This is a genomic window from Wolbachia endosymbiont (group A) of Sympetrum striolatum, assembly GCF_947250715.1.
Classification (GTDB): Bacteria; Pseudomonadota; Alphaproteobacteria; order Rickettsiales; family Anaplasmataceae; genus Wolbachia.
Genome location: NZ_OX366342.1, coordinates 1,153,838 through 1,171,196, shown reverse-complemented (window position 1 = coordinate 1,171,196; position 17,359 = coordinate 1,153,838). Strand labels below are relative to the sequence as shown.

At 33.7% G+C, this 17,359-nt stretch carries 17 protein-coding genes and 1 pseudogene; 8 read left to right on the top strand and 10 right to left on the bottom strand.

Going from position 1 to position 17,359, the window contains the following annotated elements; translation table 11 throughout:
* Positions 1-543: 543 nt before the first annotated feature.
* The 5 genes from OOK87_RS05775 to OOK87_RS05755 form a co-directional block, all read right to left on the bottom strand.
* Positions 544-2,199 carry a recombinase family protein gene (locus tag OOK87_RS05775; RefSeq protein WP_264688324.1) on the bottom strand — a complete coding sequence of 552 codons (1,656 nt, stop codon included), beginning with the start codon at positions 2,197-2,199 and terminating at the stop codon, positions 544-546.
* On the bottom strand, positions 2,108-2,383 hold the full coding sequence (locus OOK87_RS05770) for a hypothetical protein (protein ID WP_017532679.1): 276 nt from the start codon (positions 2,381-2,383) through the stop codon (positions 2,108-2,110). The genes OOK87_RS05775 and OOK87_RS05770 overlap by 92 nt, the downstream gene beginning before the upstream one ends.
* 106 nt (positions 2,384-2,489) lie before the next feature.
* The gene (locus OOK87_RS05765) at positions 2,490-2,951 is read right to left on the bottom strand and encodes an ankyrin repeat domain-containing protein (RefSeq protein WP_182182953.1); all 462 of its coding nucleotides are present in this window, start codon (positions 2,949-2,951) and stop codon (positions 2,490-2,492) included.
* A gap of 25 nt (positions 2,952-2,976) precedes the next feature.
* Positions 2,977-3,687: an ankyrin repeat domain-containing protein gene (locus tag OOK87_RS05760; protein ID WP_262986233.1), complete on the bottom strand. Its 711-nt coding sequence runs from the start codon at positions 3,685-3,687 to the stop codon at positions 2,977-2,979.
* Positions 3,688-3,855: 168 nt separating this feature from the next.
* A complete protein-coding gene (locus tag OOK87_RS05755) occupies positions 3,856-5,022 on the bottom strand; it encodes a phage tail protein (RefSeq protein WP_264687799.1) in 1,167 nt (388 codons plus the stop codon).
* Positions 5,023-5,112: 90 nt separating this feature from the next.
* Between OOK87_RS05755 and OOK87_RS07470 the strand changes: the two genes are divergently transcribed.
* Complete coding sequence (locus OOK87_RS07470; protein ID WP_353276161.1) at positions 5,113-5,337, top strand: HU family DNA-binding protein; 225 nt, start codon at positions 5,113-5,115, stop codon at positions 5,335-5,337.
* Here OOK87_RS07470 and OOK87_RS05750 read toward each other — a convergent pair.
* From OOK87_RS05750 to OOK87_RS05730, 5 genes and pseudogenes are all read right to left on the bottom strand, one after another.
* Positions 5,318-6,109, bottom strand: a complete 792-nt coding sequence (locus OOK87_RS05750; protein ID WP_264687798.1) for a baseplate assembly protein — start codon at positions 6,107-6,109, stop codon at positions 5,318-5,320. The genes OOK87_RS07470 and OOK87_RS05750 overlap by 20 nt on opposite strands.
* A 2-nt stretch (positions 6,110-6,111) precedes the next feature.
* The gene (locus OOK87_RS05745; protein ID WP_264687797.1) at positions 6,112-6,447 is read right to left on the bottom strand and encodes a GPW/gp25 family protein; all 336 of its coding nucleotides are present in this window, start codon (positions 6,445-6,447) and stop codon (positions 6,112-6,114) included.
* Positions 6,448-6,449: 2 nt separating this feature from the next.
* Complete coding sequence (locus tag OOK87_RS05740; RefSeq protein ID WP_253303343.1) at positions 6,450-6,704, bottom strand: PAAR domain-containing protein; 255 nt, start codon at positions 6,702-6,704, stop codon at positions 6,450-6,452.
* On the bottom strand, positions 6,705-7,169 hold the full coding sequence (locus OOK87_RS05735; RefSeq protein ID WP_264687796.1) for a phage baseplate assembly protein V: 465 nt from the start codon (positions 7,167-7,169) through the stop codon (positions 6,705-6,707).
* Positions 7,156-7,509 (bottom strand): annotated as a pseudogene (locus OOK87_RS05730) (hypothetical protein); the annotation flags it as partial. The pseudogene OOK87_RS05730 and the gene OOK87_RS05735, both read right to left, overlap by 14 nt.
* On the opposite strand from OOK87_RS05730, the gene OOK87_RS05725 reads away from it, so the two are divergent.
* The 7 genes from OOK87_RS05725 (at position 7,480) to OOK87_RS05695 (ending at position 17,358) form a co-directional block, all read left to right on the top strand.
* Positions 7,480-8,718 (top strand): ankyrin repeat domain-containing protein, encoded by a 1,239-nt coding sequence (locus tag OOK87_RS05725; protein WP_264688323.1) that lies wholly within the window; start codon positions 7,480-7,482, stop codon positions 8,716-8,718. The pseudogene OOK87_RS05730 and the gene OOK87_RS05725 overlap by 30 nt on opposite strands.
* Before the next feature lie 120 nt (positions 8,719-8,838).
* Positions 8,839-9,588 (top strand): NTP transferase domain-containing protein, encoded by a 750-nt coding sequence (locus tag OOK87_RS05720; RefSeq protein WP_182183378.1) that lies wholly within the window; start codon positions 8,839-8,841, stop codon positions 9,586-9,588.
* A gap of 125 nt (positions 9,589-9,713) precedes the next feature.
* Entirely contained in the window at positions 9,714-10,667 is a 954-nt protein-coding gene (locus tag OOK87_RS05715) for an NAD-dependent epimerase/dehydratase family protein (protein WP_182183380.1), read from the top strand.
* A complete protein-coding gene (locus OOK87_RS05710; RefSeq protein WP_264687710.1) occupies positions 10,624-12,951 on the top strand; it encodes a glycosyltransferase in 2,328 nt (775 codons plus the stop codon). Before OOK87_RS05715 ends, OOK87_RS05710 begins: the two co-directional genes overlap by 44 nt.
* Entirely contained in the window at positions 12,912-14,588 is a 1,677-nt protein-coding gene (locus tag OOK87_RS05705) for a WG repeat-containing protein (RefSeq protein WP_182183384.1), read from the top strand. The genes OOK87_RS05710 and OOK87_RS05705 overlap by 40 nt, the downstream gene beginning before the upstream one ends.
* Positions 14,589-14,592: 4 nt before the next feature.
* The gene (locus OOK87_RS05700; protein ID WP_264687711.1) at positions 14,593-15,582 is read left to right on the top strand and encodes a phytanoyl-CoA dioxygenase family protein; all 990 of its coding nucleotides are present in this window, start codon (positions 14,593-14,595) and stop codon (positions 15,580-15,582) included.
* Positions 15,583-17,358 (top strand): ABC transporter ATP-binding protein, encoded by a 1,776-nt coding sequence (locus OOK87_RS05695; RefSeq protein WP_264687712.1) that lies wholly within the window; start codon positions 15,583-15,585, stop codon positions 17,356-17,358.
* The last annotated feature ends 1 nt before the right edge of the window (position 17,359 follow it).

Below are 17,359 nucleotides of genomic sequence, written 5' to 3'. Positions count from 1 at the left end.
CATTCGCGGTATCTCATCCGCTAACACGTAGCGGGATGACGAGGTTATCGTCATGCCACCGGCGAACCGTCATACCGCCGCGGTATCTCACATAGATCCCGCTAACAAGCAGCGGGATGACAGCAATCCTACGTCATACAGCGATTCATTCGCGGTATCTCATCCGCTAACACGTAGCAGGATGACGATTGTCAAGGTGTCATCCGAGTAGCTTGACTACTTGGATCGAGAAAACTTAACTTTAAATAAGTGGCTGCATAATAAAGACTAGATTCCAGCGTCACGCGCTGGAATGACACCATTTTCGGTCTCTTAAGTTACTTTAGCTATAAACATTAAGAAATTTACCAAGCGAAAAAAAAGGCAAAAGAAGCCCCGTGGTGCGAGTTTTGACTCTATATTACTGTAAGTGGCGCTGTAATAATGTGCTAACGCTTAAAATAAGCGCGATTTGGCTGAATGTAGAAAAAATAAAAAAGACATGCAGCCGCTATAATTTTATGTAATCCGCCAATAAATACTTGAGTTTTTTACTGAATTTTGTCATTGAGCCTGCAGGTCAAAAACAAGTTTTGAGTCATAAATACCCTTATTGTCATGACGTCCAGTACAATGTTGCAAATTAAAAATCTCTCCATCCTGTGCTGGTTCTTCGATTCTAAACGCCACTTCTACCTGGTCATAACCAATCTGAATTCGTTCTACTAATGCTTTAATGATGCCACGCTTAGTTTGCCAATCTAGCTGTTCCAAATTAGATTTTACACTGGAACAAAGACTCTTTATACTGTTGATGATAAGGTTCATTCCCTTTTCTATTGCTTTTTGATCAACTACCTTTTTCTTCTCTTCTTCTATCCCTCTTAAGCGTTCCCTCATTCTTTTCATCGTCTGTTTAAATTCTTCCTCACTTATATATCCTTTATCTCCTACATTTTCTTGACTATAATAGTCTTCCATTAACTTTTCGATGCCTTGTTTTATTTGATTTTCCCTTCTTGCAAGCTTCTTATCTGATGATTCATCATTTTTATTTTCTGCAATTCTACGGTGATACTCATTTTTTATTATCTCTGGGTTTTTTAGTAAATTTTTCACCTTTTCCCATATAGCTGTTTCTAACATATCTGTACGGACCAATTTATTAGTACACTTCTCCCTACCATCAGTAATACGTATAGTACTACTACAGCGATAATAGCTAAACTTTTTTCCCTCAACTCCACATTGTGCACCACTATACGCATATCCACAGTTTTGACACACAACTAGACCTTGTAATAGATATTTCTTTTTTCCTCCCTCTCTCTGCATCCTTGCTCTTTTTCTATTTTCATCCAGTTGCTTTTGTACTTTATTAAATAACCCTTCATCAACTATTTTTGGTACTGGTATATAAATCCAGCTGTCCTCATCTGTGCGACAGATAGAAACCTTTTGTTTATTTCTTTCTCTTTTTTCAACCCTCTTTAATTTACCAAACGCTGCTTGTCCTTTATATGCTGGATTTCTTAACACCTTCCAAATTATTATTGGACACCACACCTTCTTTCCAGTTCTTGTTCTAATTGACTTATCTCTTAGTCTACGTATCACTTCCCTTATACTTATTCTCTCTTGCCCTACCCACATGAATATCTGCTTTACTATTTTTGCTTCCTCTTCATTTATTTCAAACTTTGTCTTTTCTCTATCTACATGCTTTATACGATTATAACCAAAAGGTGCAATGCCAATTACACTTACACAGCCTTTTTTTGCTCTATGGAGTTTTCCCCTACGACTACGTTCCATAATCTTTGTACACTCATATTCTGCCACTAATCCTTGCATTCCCAATAACAATTTAGACTCTGGATTATTTTCAGTCTTATGATTTAAGAATATTACTTCTACTCCTGCTTTTTCAAATTCATCAAGTAATATCATTTGATGTGCAGATTTTCTTGATAGTCGGTCAGGTGAATGAATATAAATTTTATCAATTTGATCTTCTCCTACTTTATCACGTAATGCATCTAAACCTTCACGTTCTAAACTCCACCCACTAAGCCCATCATCCTTAAATTCATACTCATTCAATAACTCATGCTTATCTGCAGCAATTCTATGCTTGAGCTCGGCAATTTGACTCTCTATTGTATTGTTCTGCGCTTGACTCTTCGATGAAACTCTTGCATATAAGGCCACTGTTATCATTTTTCTTTATCTCCTTTTCATTGTTTCTTTTTACCGCATACCTTAGTAACAGCTCATAGGCGTCTGCTAGATGTTGTTCCGCTAATTCATCTGGCTCGTATCGGCAAGTTAATGTTCTTTTTCTCATAGTTTCTCCTGCAAATGTTTTTGTAGTGCAAGGAGCCTTACCACTCCTTTTTTCCATCAATCCATTTACTCTTATGAAAAAGACCAACTTTTATCAGCTACAGCCTTCAAATTTGGTCTAGCCCTTCCTTTACCAACTGCTGTTGCGCTTTCTGATACGACTCTTATTTTTTTAACAAACTTTCCATTTTCTCTGTTTCTTTCTTTAATACCTCGGCTATTTCTTTGCTATTTTTCGCATAATCCATCGCTGTTATTCCAAATTTATCTGCTTGCTCTATTTCAGCCCCTGCTTTTACTAGCTCCTCCACTATTTCTTTTTCTCCTACCATACATGCAAGATGCAGCGGAGTGCATTTATTGCCATACTCTTCAGCATTTACATTCCCTCCTGATTTTATCAATTCTCTAACTGTTTCTAGACGTTTCTCCGTTATCGCTAGATGCAGTGCTGTATGTCCTCTTACATCTGCTGCATTCACATCTACTCCTTTTTCGATTAATAACCTCACTGTTTTTACCTCTACTGCATAATGTAGAGCTGTTCTTCCTTTTTCGTCTCTTTCATAAATATTTTTAAACGAGTTCTCTAATAGTGACTCCTCTTTTTTACCCAGCTTTACCATAACTTACCCCACCTTTTCTTTAAACCTAAGCCTTCCTTTTTACCACCTCATCTATCATTGCATTCACTTGGCTGATTATCTTGCTTGCTAAATTTTGACATTCTTTCTTTATTAGCGATTTGTCTCTCCTCCTTATTTCTCCTATCTCTATTATTTTTAGCTCCGGCATGTAGCTTCCATTCAACATGTCTGCTATTTCTCCCACTAGCCCCTCTATTCCATAGCACGTCAGTTCTCTACTTTTTGTTATTCCTCCTTTTTCTCTCAAAAATTTACTCGCCTTTTCACTCTCTTTGCTATCACATAGACGATACTTTTCACTTTCCCAGATATAGTACATTGGTGTTGCACCGTACTTATTCAGTTGATTAACTTCAGCTCCGGCCTTTACCAGCTCTTTTATTATTTCAACTCCTGCTCCTCCTATTTTGCACGCAGAGTGCAGTGGCGTACATCCAGTGACATATTGAGTGGCATTTACTTCTGCTCCTTCTCTTAGCAGCACTTTTACATTTTCTAAACTTTTTGCAAATACTGCACAGTGCAGAGGTGTATAACCATTTTTATCTCTTGCATTAACATCTGCTCCTTTTTTTATTAATAACCTCACTGTTTTATAATCAGAGATTTCTACTGCTTGATGCAAGATCGTCTCTCCTTCTTCATTTCTTTTATTAATGTTTTTAAACCCGTTACTTGATACTTCTTTAAAAAACTTACTCTTGCTAAAACTCATTTCATACCTCACAAAATTAGCTTTTCTAGCGCCAGACAAATTTCTTATATTTACCTGCCGCTATTCAAGTCATGTCCGTTTTAGCATAAGAAAGCAAGTCTTTTTCTTTTTATTTCATACACTTTTACCTATTATTAATATAATATATGAGGATCTAAATATAAGTACTTAGCTTATTATACATATTACTTGACTATTTTTCCAACTTCTGTGCAAATGTCGATGTTCGTGCCACTTCAGTACTCCTGGATAAAATACTAAAATGTGCTTTTCTAATTCGTGTATTGAGTCTTTTTGCTCTGAATCTGAGTCATTTTTATAGTAAACGTTGTGTTCTGCTAAAACATATTTTCTGACCTTCTGATCTGTATAATTTTCTAATTTGTAACGATGGATAATGCTGAATCTTTCTAAAATTGGCTTGTGTTTTAAACTCCAATGTTGCCCTGAAAGTTTATCGCTTCCCAATACAAATTTATTCCCTCTTTCCTCTACACTACTTACTGGAAAACATGCGTTTATTTCTCCTAAGCTCCAACTGTCCGATAATATAACTTGCGCTTTCGCAAACTTTATTTCTGGTAATAAACTTTGTGGTAATGGATATAGTGCTTTTAAATTGTACCACTGATGACTCCTTTCATAGATGCCTTTGTAATCCTTTGTGTGAGGCTCTGTTTCTCCAAGTACTGCTACATCTAATCGATATATGTCATTACTAAATGTTTGTTCATAATGCTCTCTTAAATAGTTGTCTACAATCTCTACTAACGGACCTCTAGAACTGAAAAAATTTATTCTTCCAAACGATAACACTGGTCCATCTTTTTCAACTTTTCTACCTGAATAGTCTGATAATAAGCTGCCGAATATACTTTCATCTAATATAAACCTATCAACGTTATAGTAGTCATTAAAAATCCTCATTAGCCTTGATCTTGCTGGTAATGATAGTTTTGCAAGCTCTACAACCGCATCTACAAAAAAGTCATTTGGAACATCTTTTATCCCTATCTGCAGTTCAAAAAAATGTTTACCAGGTGGTTCTTCGATAATTGTAATATCTTCTATATTTGCCCATTTGAGAGCTATTTTGAGTGAAGCAGGTGTTCCTCGCAGTCTTTGAAATTTTACTCCTTCTACTATAGCTCTTCTTTTATTTTTTACCCAACGCAGTATCTCTTCTAAACCATATTCTTCTATTATCCACGGCAGTATTTCATCTTTAAGACTAAATTTAAATCCCCTGATGCAACTTGGATCAACTTTGTAATCGATTGCATCAACCAGTGCTCGCTCTTGCTTTGTTGCGTTTGGTGGTAATAAATTTTTCATTTGTCTTTTCTTTCAAGTTGCTTTAATTTCCTTTATTTAGGTAGCTTATGAGTAAGCAAGAGATCATTGCAGAACTGATCAAAAATAAAGATGTTCTTAATATCGAAAACACTTTCCATAATATTTAACCATATTATCCATACTTTAAAAAACAAGTTACAACTTCTGGAAGAAAATCAATACTTTCGTCTCCCTAACATTGGTCATTTTTATCCAGTAAACCTTAAACCACTTATTGCACGCAATCCCCTCACTGGTGAAACTTTTTCGATTCCACAAAACAAAAAAATACGTTTTAAATCCTATCTAACTTGACGTAGCCAAGCACTGCACACTCATTCCCCAGAACCACAACATCCTCTCTTGGCTCGATTAATTCTACGTTTTCTACACCCTCTACAAACAAATTTGCTATTATCCAAGATCTTGTAACATTCCATCCCAGCCTTCTATTTGCTTCAAACTTCTTAATGAACTGCTTCTTGATTTCCTCCTTCGATATTACAGGACTTATGCTCATTCTGCTGTGAATATCTATTTCCATAATATTGCAACCAATCACTGTTACTGCATCTGTTAATACCCTTATATCATCTCTAGTAATCTGCTTTTTTACAATTTCAAGTAGTTCTTCTGATGCTGTGGATAACTTTGTTGATAAAATTGAAATTTGTACTTTCCCTGGTATGGGTGATTCTACTAATGCATCTTGTACTCTACTATCTGCTGACAGTGCATGATATTTATAATATTCCTTACTTCCTCCTGTTGACCAACTTGCTATTTTTGCTTTTACCCTCTTTCTAAGTCTTTCATCATCTTCTTCTTTTTGTCTCTCCACTCCATAAAACTCAGCTAAATTATCAAGATCTTCTCCCGTTGCAAATTTTAATAAATTACTTTTTACAGCTTCGTTTATCCTTTGTCTGAGTAACAACTCTCTCCATGCTGCTACTTCTAATACCTTCATTGCTGGATCCGATTCTACTAATCCTGAAAAGGTTTCATCTCTACGGACTAACTCTTCTTTCATTCTCGAAAAGATTTCTTCATAACTCAGCTTTTCTACAATATTTAGCTGTTGCATCTTTAAACTACAATTTCATCAAAATGAATGTTTTTCCCGCTTGGTAAGTATAATCCTTCTAGTTCAAGCGTTACTTTTCCTTCTTTCACCTCTGTCATTTTTACTTTTTCTAGCTTAAATCTTTCCTCCCACCTTTGTAGAGCTTCTGCTACTGCTGAATAGATTTCCAAAGTTAAATCTCTATTTATTGGCTTATCTACTAATTCAAATAGTCTTGACCCATAATCTCTCCTCATTATTCTACTGTTAATAGGAGTGGTCAGTATATCAATTATTGATTGTTTCAGATGTTCTATTCCTTCTAATTCTTTTCCTGTTTTGGAGTCCATCCCTTTCATTTTTAGCCTGCAAACACGTTTTCACTGCCTTTTATTACTTTAAACCCACATGAAACTATATCTCCTACTCTTCCTATACCAAGACCATTTGAAAAAACTGTTTTTGATCCTTCAGTTAATGCTCTTCCTTCACTAAAACTGTCTCCTTGTCTGCACATTGGCTTACCATTTACAAAAACATTGTTACTCCCACTAATGCAAAAATGCGGTGTTACTTCTACACAATAATCTCCTACTCGTACAACCGATTTATTCATTTAATTAAGGTTTATTCTATCTGCTTTCAGTTTTATTTCGCTCTTCGTCATCTCTATGCTCGATTCCCCAGCTTTCAGTGTTATTTTGTCTACTACTTCAATCTCTAAATGATGCTTCTCTTTATCATATAATAATCTTGTTCCATCCTGAAACTTCACACTATTTATTTCTTTTTTATTCTCTGGTGCAGAGTATTTTTCCTGATATATTCCTCCTAATACCACTCCTAATGATAGTTCACCAAGAGGAGAAAATACCATTACTTGTTCATCGATATCTGGAGAAGACCAATCTCTATCTTTTCCTGCTTTGCTTGTTATCCATGGCAGATAATCTGTTACAATATCTCCTATTTTCACTCTTACTTTTGCTTTTTTATAATCTACTTCTTTCACCAATCCAATACGGATAATATTCGCTAATTTTCTATTTAGCTCTGAAATTGCAAAACTATGGTCTAACATGCACTTCACCTATCTCAATAACATGTGGCATTATGCCAGTTGACCATACTGATTTACCCACGCGTACCTCATGAAACCATTCAACTAGCCACACAAGATAAGCATCCAATTCTGGCCTAAATCCGTCAATTTCTGCAGATATAAATTCACCTGGTGAAATATTTTTCATATTCCAAGTATTCTTATTTACTACTCTCGCAACCTCAGCAGCTAATGTTCTAACAACTACCGAGGAATCCTCTACTGTTCCATCAACTACAATCCTCGCTTCAAATCTTGCTTTCAGCGCTAATTCTTCTGTTCCTGGATCATGTCCTTTTTCAAAGCCACTAAGTTCCACAATGCTAAAACAGTTAAAAGTACTACACCTCTACACTTTGCAGTAGACCATGATCATTTAGAGGTGGTTGAATTGCTCTTAGAAAAGGAAGCAGATATTAATGCTTTAGATCACACAAATTGGACTCCTTTACATTTTGCAGCAGAAAAAGGTTATGATCAGATAGCAACCGTTCTATTGAAACATGGTGCTGATGTAAATGTAAAAGAAAATCAAAATAAATGCACAGCCCTACATCTTGCAGCTCAATATGGTCATCCTAAGGTAGTTAAAACTCTTATTATAAATGGAGCGGATGTTAATGCAAAAATGGATAAAAATGCTACGCCTTTACACTTAGGGGCACAAATTGGTAATTTAGATATAGTTAGGTCTCTACTTATGAGCGGAGCATACTTTAATGCTAGAGCTGAAGAAGGTAGATATGTTTTACCATTACACTTTGCGGAAAGAAGAGGAAACCCAGAAGTTATAAAATTACTAAAATTGACTGAGAAGTTATTTAAGGCTATAGAAGATAATAATTATTTAGGAATTGAGAGTTCCATTAGAGATGGAGCAATAATTGATTCGAAAAACGTGGATGGAAGAACGCCATTACATTATGCTGTTAATAATGGGCACATAAAAGTTGTAAATATCTTGCTAGCAAATGGAGCTGATGCTACTAAAGTTACTAACAAGGGTAATACACCATTACACACTGCTGCTTCCAAAGGTCATAAAGAAATTATTGAAGCTTTGTTACAACGTGTAAGCCACAATAAATTGAGTGATTTTATTAATGCTAAAACAATAGTTAAAGGCACTACATCGTTGCATGTTGCTACTGAAAATAGCTTTTTCGAAGCTGTAAAATCTTTGTTGAAACATGGTGCAATTTATAACATCAAGAATAAAGAAGGTAAAACACCACTTGATCTTTCTCGAGACCAGAATATTACTAACCTATTGAAATTAGTAGAAGAGCTATTTGAAAATGCAAAAAATGGTAATGTTGAAATTATCAGTAAGCTGAGAGCAATAAAACCCGATGAGCGCGTAGCTGTAACAAATGCTCGTGATGATCAAGGCAAGTCATTAGTCCAGGTTGCAGTAATCAATAAACACTTAAACCTTGCAAGTAGATTATTAGAAATATTAAAAAGTCCAGATCAGAGTTTACAAGATGTCAGCGTAGAAAATAGAGTAAAGAGTTTGAAGTTATAGCTCTCTTAAATGAAACTCTAATGAGGGTGCCAAGATCTAGATCATTTAGAAAATTATAGTGGGCTTTACATCTTATTAATTATAAATTAACTTACTATCTAATCAATCCCTAAGTCATGTATGAGTAACATTTTGATAATATTAGCAGCAGGAAAGAGCAGTAGAATGAATTCTGAATATTCAAAAGCGTTGCACCAAGTGGGAAATCTTACTCTTTTAGAACATATAATTTCTAATGCAAAATTGCTGAGTCTAAAAAGCTTATCAATTGTTGTTAACAACTCCCTTCTAAAAGATTTAGAAAAGTTTGATACCCTAAAAAGTATAATCGATCAATACAATATAAAACTAATAATTCAAGAAGATATTACAGGTACTGGCACTGCAGTTAAAATTGCTCTAGAAAATCTGGAGGAGTTATCTGATCAAGACATAGTTTTAATACAGTATGGAGACACTCCCTTTATATCTAGTGATACAGTTATGAAAATGACTGATTGTTTAAAGTATAATAATTTAGTTCTTCTTGGATTCAATAGTCAAGATGAACAATATGGAAGATTAGTAATTGATAATTACGGAAATGTTCAAAAAATCCTAAAAAATGGAGATAAAATGCTTCTTGCAAACTCTGGAATAATAGTTTCATATGCTAAAGATCTTTTTACCTTAGTAAAAGAAATAAAATTTAATAATTCGACCAATGAATATTGTCTTAATGATATAGTACCCATTGCAGCAAACAATAACTTGAGTGTAGGTTATGTAGTTTCTGATGAAAGAGAAGCAATGGGAGTAAATAATAAAGAGGATTTGATTAAAGCCGAACACTATTTTCAAAAAAAAAGGCGGCCAACTTTTCTTTCATAACTACATTTTCTTATTCATTAATTTAAGTTGACATTTGTTTTATATTGGTTTTATAATACCTTTTGATTCTTACTTGTAAGATAATTGGTACGACAAATTTTCCTAGTTGTAGTGAGAGGGTATACATGGGGATATTAATAACAGGTGCTGCAGGTTTGATAGGGTCAACCTTGGTGAAAAAGTTAGAAAACCAGGGCCATGAAGTAATAAGCTGTGATATTAGGTTTCACAACAATCCACTCAGTTTTTTTTCAGAAGATATAGTACCACTACTTGCTAAGTGTACAGGAATTATTCATCTGGCTGCAATTTCTCGAGTTATACATGGTGAACTTTATCCTGAACTGTGTAGAAAAATTAATGTTGATGGTACAATGCAGTTTTTAGGGTTATGTAAGTCACTTTCAAATAAACCATGGTTTATATATGCAAGTAGTAGGGAAGTCTATGGAGAGCAGAAGGAACTGCCAGTTACAGAATCTGCTAGTATCGATCCAATAAATAATTATGCCAAAGGTAAAGCATTTATTGAGGAACAAATAACAAGTTCAAAAGATTTTAATGTAGCAATATTACGCTTTTCAAATGTATACGGTGGTTTACTAGATCATAACAGTAGAGTAATTCCTGCACTCTGTATTAATGCATTAAGAGGTGATCCAATTAAAATAGAAGGTAAAGAATGTGTTTTTGATTTTACCTATTTGGATGATGTTATAGAGGGTATATGCTTAACTGTTAAATATTTACAAAGCGAAAAATCTTCTCTTCCTGCTATTCATCTTACTACTAATAGCCCATGTACTTTAGAAAACTTAGCAAAAACAATATTAAAAGTCACGAAAAGTGATTCTAGAATTGATTTTTATCCTCCAAGAAATTTTGACGTAACTAAGTTCTATGGTGATTTTACTAGAGCTAAAGAGCTACTTGGTTGGTCTCCAAAACATTCATTAGAAGTAGGATTAAGTAAATTTATAAAAAGTCTACAAAACAATACACAAGAATATCCTAACAATATAGATATGGTAATATATGAAAATATTAAAAGTTATTCATGGTTACCCTCCTTATTATAGTGCTGGTTCAGAGGTTTATAGCCAAACTCTTGCTCATGAACTAGCAAATAACAATGAGGTACAAGTATTTACTAGGTATGAAAATAGCTTTTTACCTGATTTTTATTACACTACAGTCCTAGATCGTAGTGATTCTCGAATCTTACTGCATTTAATTAATATACCCATAGCTAAATATCGTTACAAATTTATCAATGAAGAAGTAGATATACAATTTAAAAGAGTAATAGATAACTTTCAGCCAGATCTTATACATTTTGGTCATCTTAATCATCTATCAATTACTTTACCAGAAATTGCTTTTAAAGAAAATATAACTACAATTTTTACGCTACATGACTTTTGGTTAATGTGTCCAAGAGGAAGGTTTATTCAACGCAATTCTGAAGATTTGTTACGGCTTTGTGATGGACAAAAGGATCAAAAATGTGCAACCCAATGTTACAAAGGATATTTTACAGGAGATAAAGAATTCCTGAATTTAGACATAAATTATTGGGAACAATGGGTTGCAACTAGAATGAAGCACACAAGGAAAATAATAGACTATATAGATTACTTTATTTCCCCATCGAAATTCTTGATGGACAAATTTACTCAGGATTTTAATGTTCCGATAAACAAAATTTCTTATCTTGATTATGGTTTTGATCTCAATCGTCTTAAGAATAGAAATAGAGCACAAGAAAAAGAGTTTATTTTCGGTTATATTGGTACTCATACTCCCGAAAAAGGTATTGATCTATTATTGAAAGCTTTTTCTCACTTATCATCTAAAGTAAAACTTAGAATTTGGGGAGCAGCAAGAGAAGAAACTAAAGCCTTAAAAGCGATTGCCAATCAGTTTTCACCTGTTGTTAAAGAAAGAATAGAGTGGATGGGAAGTTATGATAATAAGAATATAGTTACTGACGTATTTAATAAAGTTGATGCAATAGTCGTTCCTTCAATTTGGGGTGAAAATTCACCGTTAGTAATACATGAAGCACAGCAACTTAGAATACCAGTTATAACAGCCGATTATGGTGGCATGGCAGAATATGTAAGAGATGGACTATTGTTTAAGCACAGAGATGCAAGTAGTTTATCAGAAAAAATGCAAGTCCTATCTACAAATCAGGAGTTATACAATAAACTTACCCAAAAAGGCTATCCTTATACTGAAAATGGAAATATACCTTCTATAAGTGAGCATACTGAAAAACTTAACAAGATTTACCGTAATGCTATTGAAAAGAAAGGCAAATCAGTAGCTGTTAAACCCGGTCCTTGGAGAATTACTTTTGATACTAATCCAGATTACTGCAATTTTTCTTGTATAATGTGCGAATGTTTTTCACCATACAGTAAAGTTAAAGAAGAGAAGAAAGCTAAAGGAATAAAACCTAAGATACTATCAATAGAAACTATCAGAAAAGTAATTAAAGAAGCAGCTGGTACACCTTTAAGGGAAATCATTCCTTCTACTATGGGTGAGCCTTTAATGTACAAAAGCTTTGATGAAATAATCAATTTGTGCCATGAGTTCGGCCTGAAGCTTAACCTCACGACCAATGGTTCTTTTCCCATTAAAGGAGCTAGAAAATGGGCTGAACTATTGGTACCAATTTTATCTGATGTTAAGATTTCCTGGAATGGGGCAACTAAAGAAACTCATGAAAGAATCATGAAAGGTTCAAAATGGGAAGTAGTGACAGAAAACTTAAAAACTTTCCTTGAAGTTAGAGATAAATACTTTAGCGATACAGGTGAAAGGTGTACCGTTACTTTACAATTAACATTTTTGGAAAGTAATTTACATGAACTCTATGACATAGTTAAGATGGCCATAAAAAACGGCATAGATAGAGTTAAAGGACATCATCTTTGGGCACATTTTGAGGAAATTAAGGATCTATCTATGAGAAGAGATGAGTTAGCAATTAGTAGATGGAACACGGAGGTGAGAAGGTTATACGAACTTAGAGATAATATGCTATTGCCAAATGGTAAAAAGATAAAATTAGAAAATTTCACAATCCTTTCTCAAGAAGGTATTAAGGATTTGGCTCCAGGTGGTCAATGCCCATTTTTAGGTAAAGAAGCATGGATAAACAATGAAGGAAAGTTTAGTCCTTGCTGTGCTCCAGATGAACTCCGTAAGACATTAGGAAATTTTGGTAATGTTAATGAGGTTAAACTCGAGGAAATATGGCAGAGTAGTGAGTACCTAAGCTTACAAAAGAATTATTTAAATTATAAATTATGCAAAACATGCAACATGAGAAAACCTTTGATCAATTAATCAAAGATAATCTTAAATCTATTAAAATTTCACCGTGTGAGAGTTTTCACGAATTACTAGGAAATCCTTTGTATGAAAATAGGTTTATAAAGGCTGGTAAATTTCATGAGCCCGGTCTTGCACCGGTTTATGATCAGACAGGTGCTTATCATATCAATGTAAGAGGAGAAGCAGTTTATCATCATAGATTTCTAAAAACTTTTGGATTCTACTTCAATAGAGCAGCCGTAGAAGATGATACAGGGTGTTACCATATTGATTCATCTGGATGTAGAGTATATAAACAGTCGTATCAATGGGTTGGAAATTATCAGGAAGATGCTTGTATAGTTAGAAGACATGATAAATGTTTTCATATTAATTTAAATGGCAACAGGATTTATCAGGAGGAATATGATTATGTTGGAGATTTTAAGGATGGTATCGCTGTAGTCTATAAGGATGGTAAAGCTACACATATTAATCATCATGGAAAGTTAGTACATAATAAATGGTATAAAAAACTTAATGTTTTTCATAAAGGATATTCTATTGCAGAAGATCAACATGGTTGGTTTCATATAGATATTAATGGTAATCCTGTTTACCAGCAGAGATTTAAAATGGTAGAAGCATTCTATAATGGCATGGCAAAAGTTGAAACTTTTGAAGGTGTGTTAGGACAAATCGATATTACCGGAAATGTAAAGTTTAGTATTTTTGATTTAGGTAAAGAATCTCAAGTGCATAGGATTTCTGCAGAACTTTCAGCCTTTTGGAAAACGTACCTAACAAGCGTTGCTATTGAACTTGATTTGTTAAATATTTTACCTGCAACTATGCCGGTTTTATCTAAAAAGTTAAACATTATCGTACCAAATCTAGAAAGGCTGTTAAGGGCGTTGTGGGAAGTAGGGTTTATTGATTATGATAAGAACAACGACTTGTGGCAACTATCATTAAAAGGTAAGTGTTTTAAGGAAATACCATTTTTGCCAAAAGCATCAATAATGTGGGCGAGAGTTGCCGCTGAAAAGAATTGGTTAAAGATTGCCGATATACTAAAACAGAAGTCAATCTCTTCATTTGAATCTTTTAAGGAAAGAGAAGCATCAGAAGATAAGAAAATAGCGTTTTACCAAGCATTGCTAGGATATTCTAGGTTTGATACTAAAGAGTTTAATTCTAGGATTAATATAGATGGTGCTAAGAATATATTGCTATTTGGTGTACACTCTTTATTTCTTGCTTATTCTGATATACACAATAAAGGTTCCATAGGCCTATATAACGAACATAAAGTGCCAAGACAGTTAGTAGAAAATTTAAAAGTCAAACTTATAACTCAGGAAGAACTATCAGCTACAAATTATGAATTAGGTGTCTTTTGCCGCTTTCTACAGCATTATGATGATGATAAAGTATTATCTTATTTAAAATTGGTCAAAGGAATATCTCGTATTTTATTGATAGAAACTATTTTAGATTACCGCTCTCCAGCTGGAGGCTCTGTAGATATTAATGTAATGGTTGAAACAGGAGGTAAACTAAGAACATTAAGCGATTGGGAAAAAATACTCAAACAAGTAAAAGGATTCAAAATTTTTGCTGTTATACCTTTAACAGATTACTTATCAGTTATTGATGTCAGGTGTTAATCATATGGAAACATTACAAAAAAATGGTTTTTTTATTATCAAAAATCTGGTTCCTTTAGAGCTAATAACTCAGTCTTTAAGTGATATAACAAATAAGATATCAAAGCTATCCCAAGAACTAAGTGTTTCAACTTCTGACTACTTAAACTGTACCGGCAGATGGGGCACGTCATCTCAAGTAACTAGAATTATCTCTCAAGCATTAGATAAAATTATTAAAAATTACCTTGAAAAATCACTTCAGTGTCAGATACTGCAGAAAAAATCAAATGTTATATGTAAAACTGCTGATTTAATAGATGCAGTTCCCTTCCATCAAGACATCTCCTATAGTTTTAATGATCCTTACCACTTTTCCGTTTGGTTAGCTTTGAATAATGTCAGTGAAACTTCAGGTGCACTACAAATTATAGAAAACAGTCATAAATGGGAAATACAGCCTTTAGTTGATTTTTGGTACCCATATTTTTTTGATCAGCACTCAAATAACCGAGAAAATTACAAAATTAAGTCACTACCTATTTCAGCAGGAGATGCAATAGTTTTTGATTCCCGGTTATGGCATGGTAGTGATAAGAATACAGATGCTAAAGATAGATTTGCTTATGTAACAAGGTGGATTATAAAAGATCAAGACCTTCCCTATGTGCCAAAACCTCAGCCTTCAGTTTTTGGTATACTCAATTGTGGTGAGTTAACAGAATCTATACTGAGAGAATGCTTGTCATTGTTTGGCTACCAGGAAAGTATAAAAGCAAAAAACATGGAAGAACTTATCAAGAGCTGGTTAGCCTTTATTGCAGACACAACTAAAAATATCTCTGAGATCGACACTACTGAGGCTAAGCGAGATTTATATAAGCTGCTTATTCTAAATCAAGCATCAGCACTACATGATGCTGGAGACATCTCAGGAAAAATATACAAAAATTTATGGTTTTCACTACTTGTATTTCTCAATAAAAAAGTCAAAGTAGTGGAGCTAGCATTGTAAATGAACAGAAGTAGAGTTGATAGCTTCAAATGTGTATTGATGTTCATCTTGAATATAGTATCTAAATTCAAGCTTAATGTACTTATAATGTCTTTAGTTGCTCTGGTGGTAGCTGTTGATTTGTCTTTTAGAAAGTATTTAGTAAAAAATATTCTAGATACAGCTGTAAAATATCAGGAAGGTAATGTAATTGAAAATCTTTTATTACCTGTAAGCGCTTATCTTGGCATGGCATTACTTATCACTACTGCTTTTAGATTCTATGGCTATTTTGTTGACATTCGAATGTTTACCTTAATGCGTCAAAAAATAGCTGATATATCTTTTTGTAGGCTACTCCAACAAGACCATTCCTATTATCAGAACAATTTATCTGGAAGCTTAGTACATAAGGTCAGTAGCTTAATGGATAGTGTGATAGAGTTAATAAGATTGCTTATAGATTGTTTTTTCGGTTACAGTATAGCATTAGTCTTAGCTATTTATACCTTATCATTAGTAAACATAAAGTTTGCAATCGCTACATTCACTTGGGTAAGCATTTTTATTTTAGTCTCGATTTTCAGCTTTCGTGTACTTACTGAACTAGCTGATAATTACTCTAAACAAAATTCAAAAGTAATAGCTAGTATAGCAGATAGTATTTTAAATGTTATATCAGTAAGGTTATTTTCTCAGCAAGCACATGAGAGACACAAATTTTTTCAAATATGCAAGAAAAGAACTATTGCAGAGAGAAAATTACAATGGGCATACTTTTGGCTTTGGTTTATATATGGCTATTCATTTGATATACTCCAAGCAGTAAACTTGTATTTTTTAATTCATGATTATCAATTGAACAAGATCGCAATAGGAGATATTGCCCTTGTACTTGGAATTAATATATCGATTATAGAGTTTCTTAACCATCTAACTAGAAATCTTACCCAATTTTCTACTCATTTCGGCAAAGTTTCAGATGCATTGCCAATCTTGAATACCGTACCAGAAATTCAAGATAAGGAAAATGCTAAAGAATTAAATTTATTAAGTGGAAGAATAACGTTTAACAATGTTTCTTTTTCTTATGAAGGTCAGGAGCCATTATTTCAAGATTTCTCAGTTACCATTAATCCTTGCGAAAAGGTAGGTCTAGTTGGTTATTCTGGAGGTGGTAAATCTACTTTTATAAACTTAATCCTAAGGCTATTTGATGTTAAAAAAGGTAATATAGAGATTGATAATCAAATAGTATCAGAAGTTACACAGAGTTCTTTGAGGCAACAAATATCTGTAATACCTCAAGACCCATTGTTATTTCATGATACTATTTTAGCAAACATCATATATGGTAGACTTCAATCTACTATCGAAGAAATAATGAGAGCTGCAAAGCTGGCTGGTATTCACGATTTCATTATGACTCTACCAGATCAATATGGAACTACAGTCGGAGAAAAAGGCATCAAACTATCTGGAGGAGAAAGACAAAGAATAATAATAGCAAGGGCATTTTTAAAAAACGCTCCAATATTATTTCTTGATGAACCAACTAGTCAGTTAGATTCTATAACAGAAAAAACAATTCAAATGAGTTTATTTAAACTGATGCAAAATAAAACTACGATTACTATAGCACACCGTATTTCTACACTTTTACACATGGACCGAATTCTAGTATTTAACAAAGGAAAAATTGTCCAAGATGGTAAACATGCTGAACTAGTTTCTAAGCAAGGTCTTTACAAGGAACTTTGGAATGCTCAAATTGGTTGTTTGAATGGCAAAAAATAAG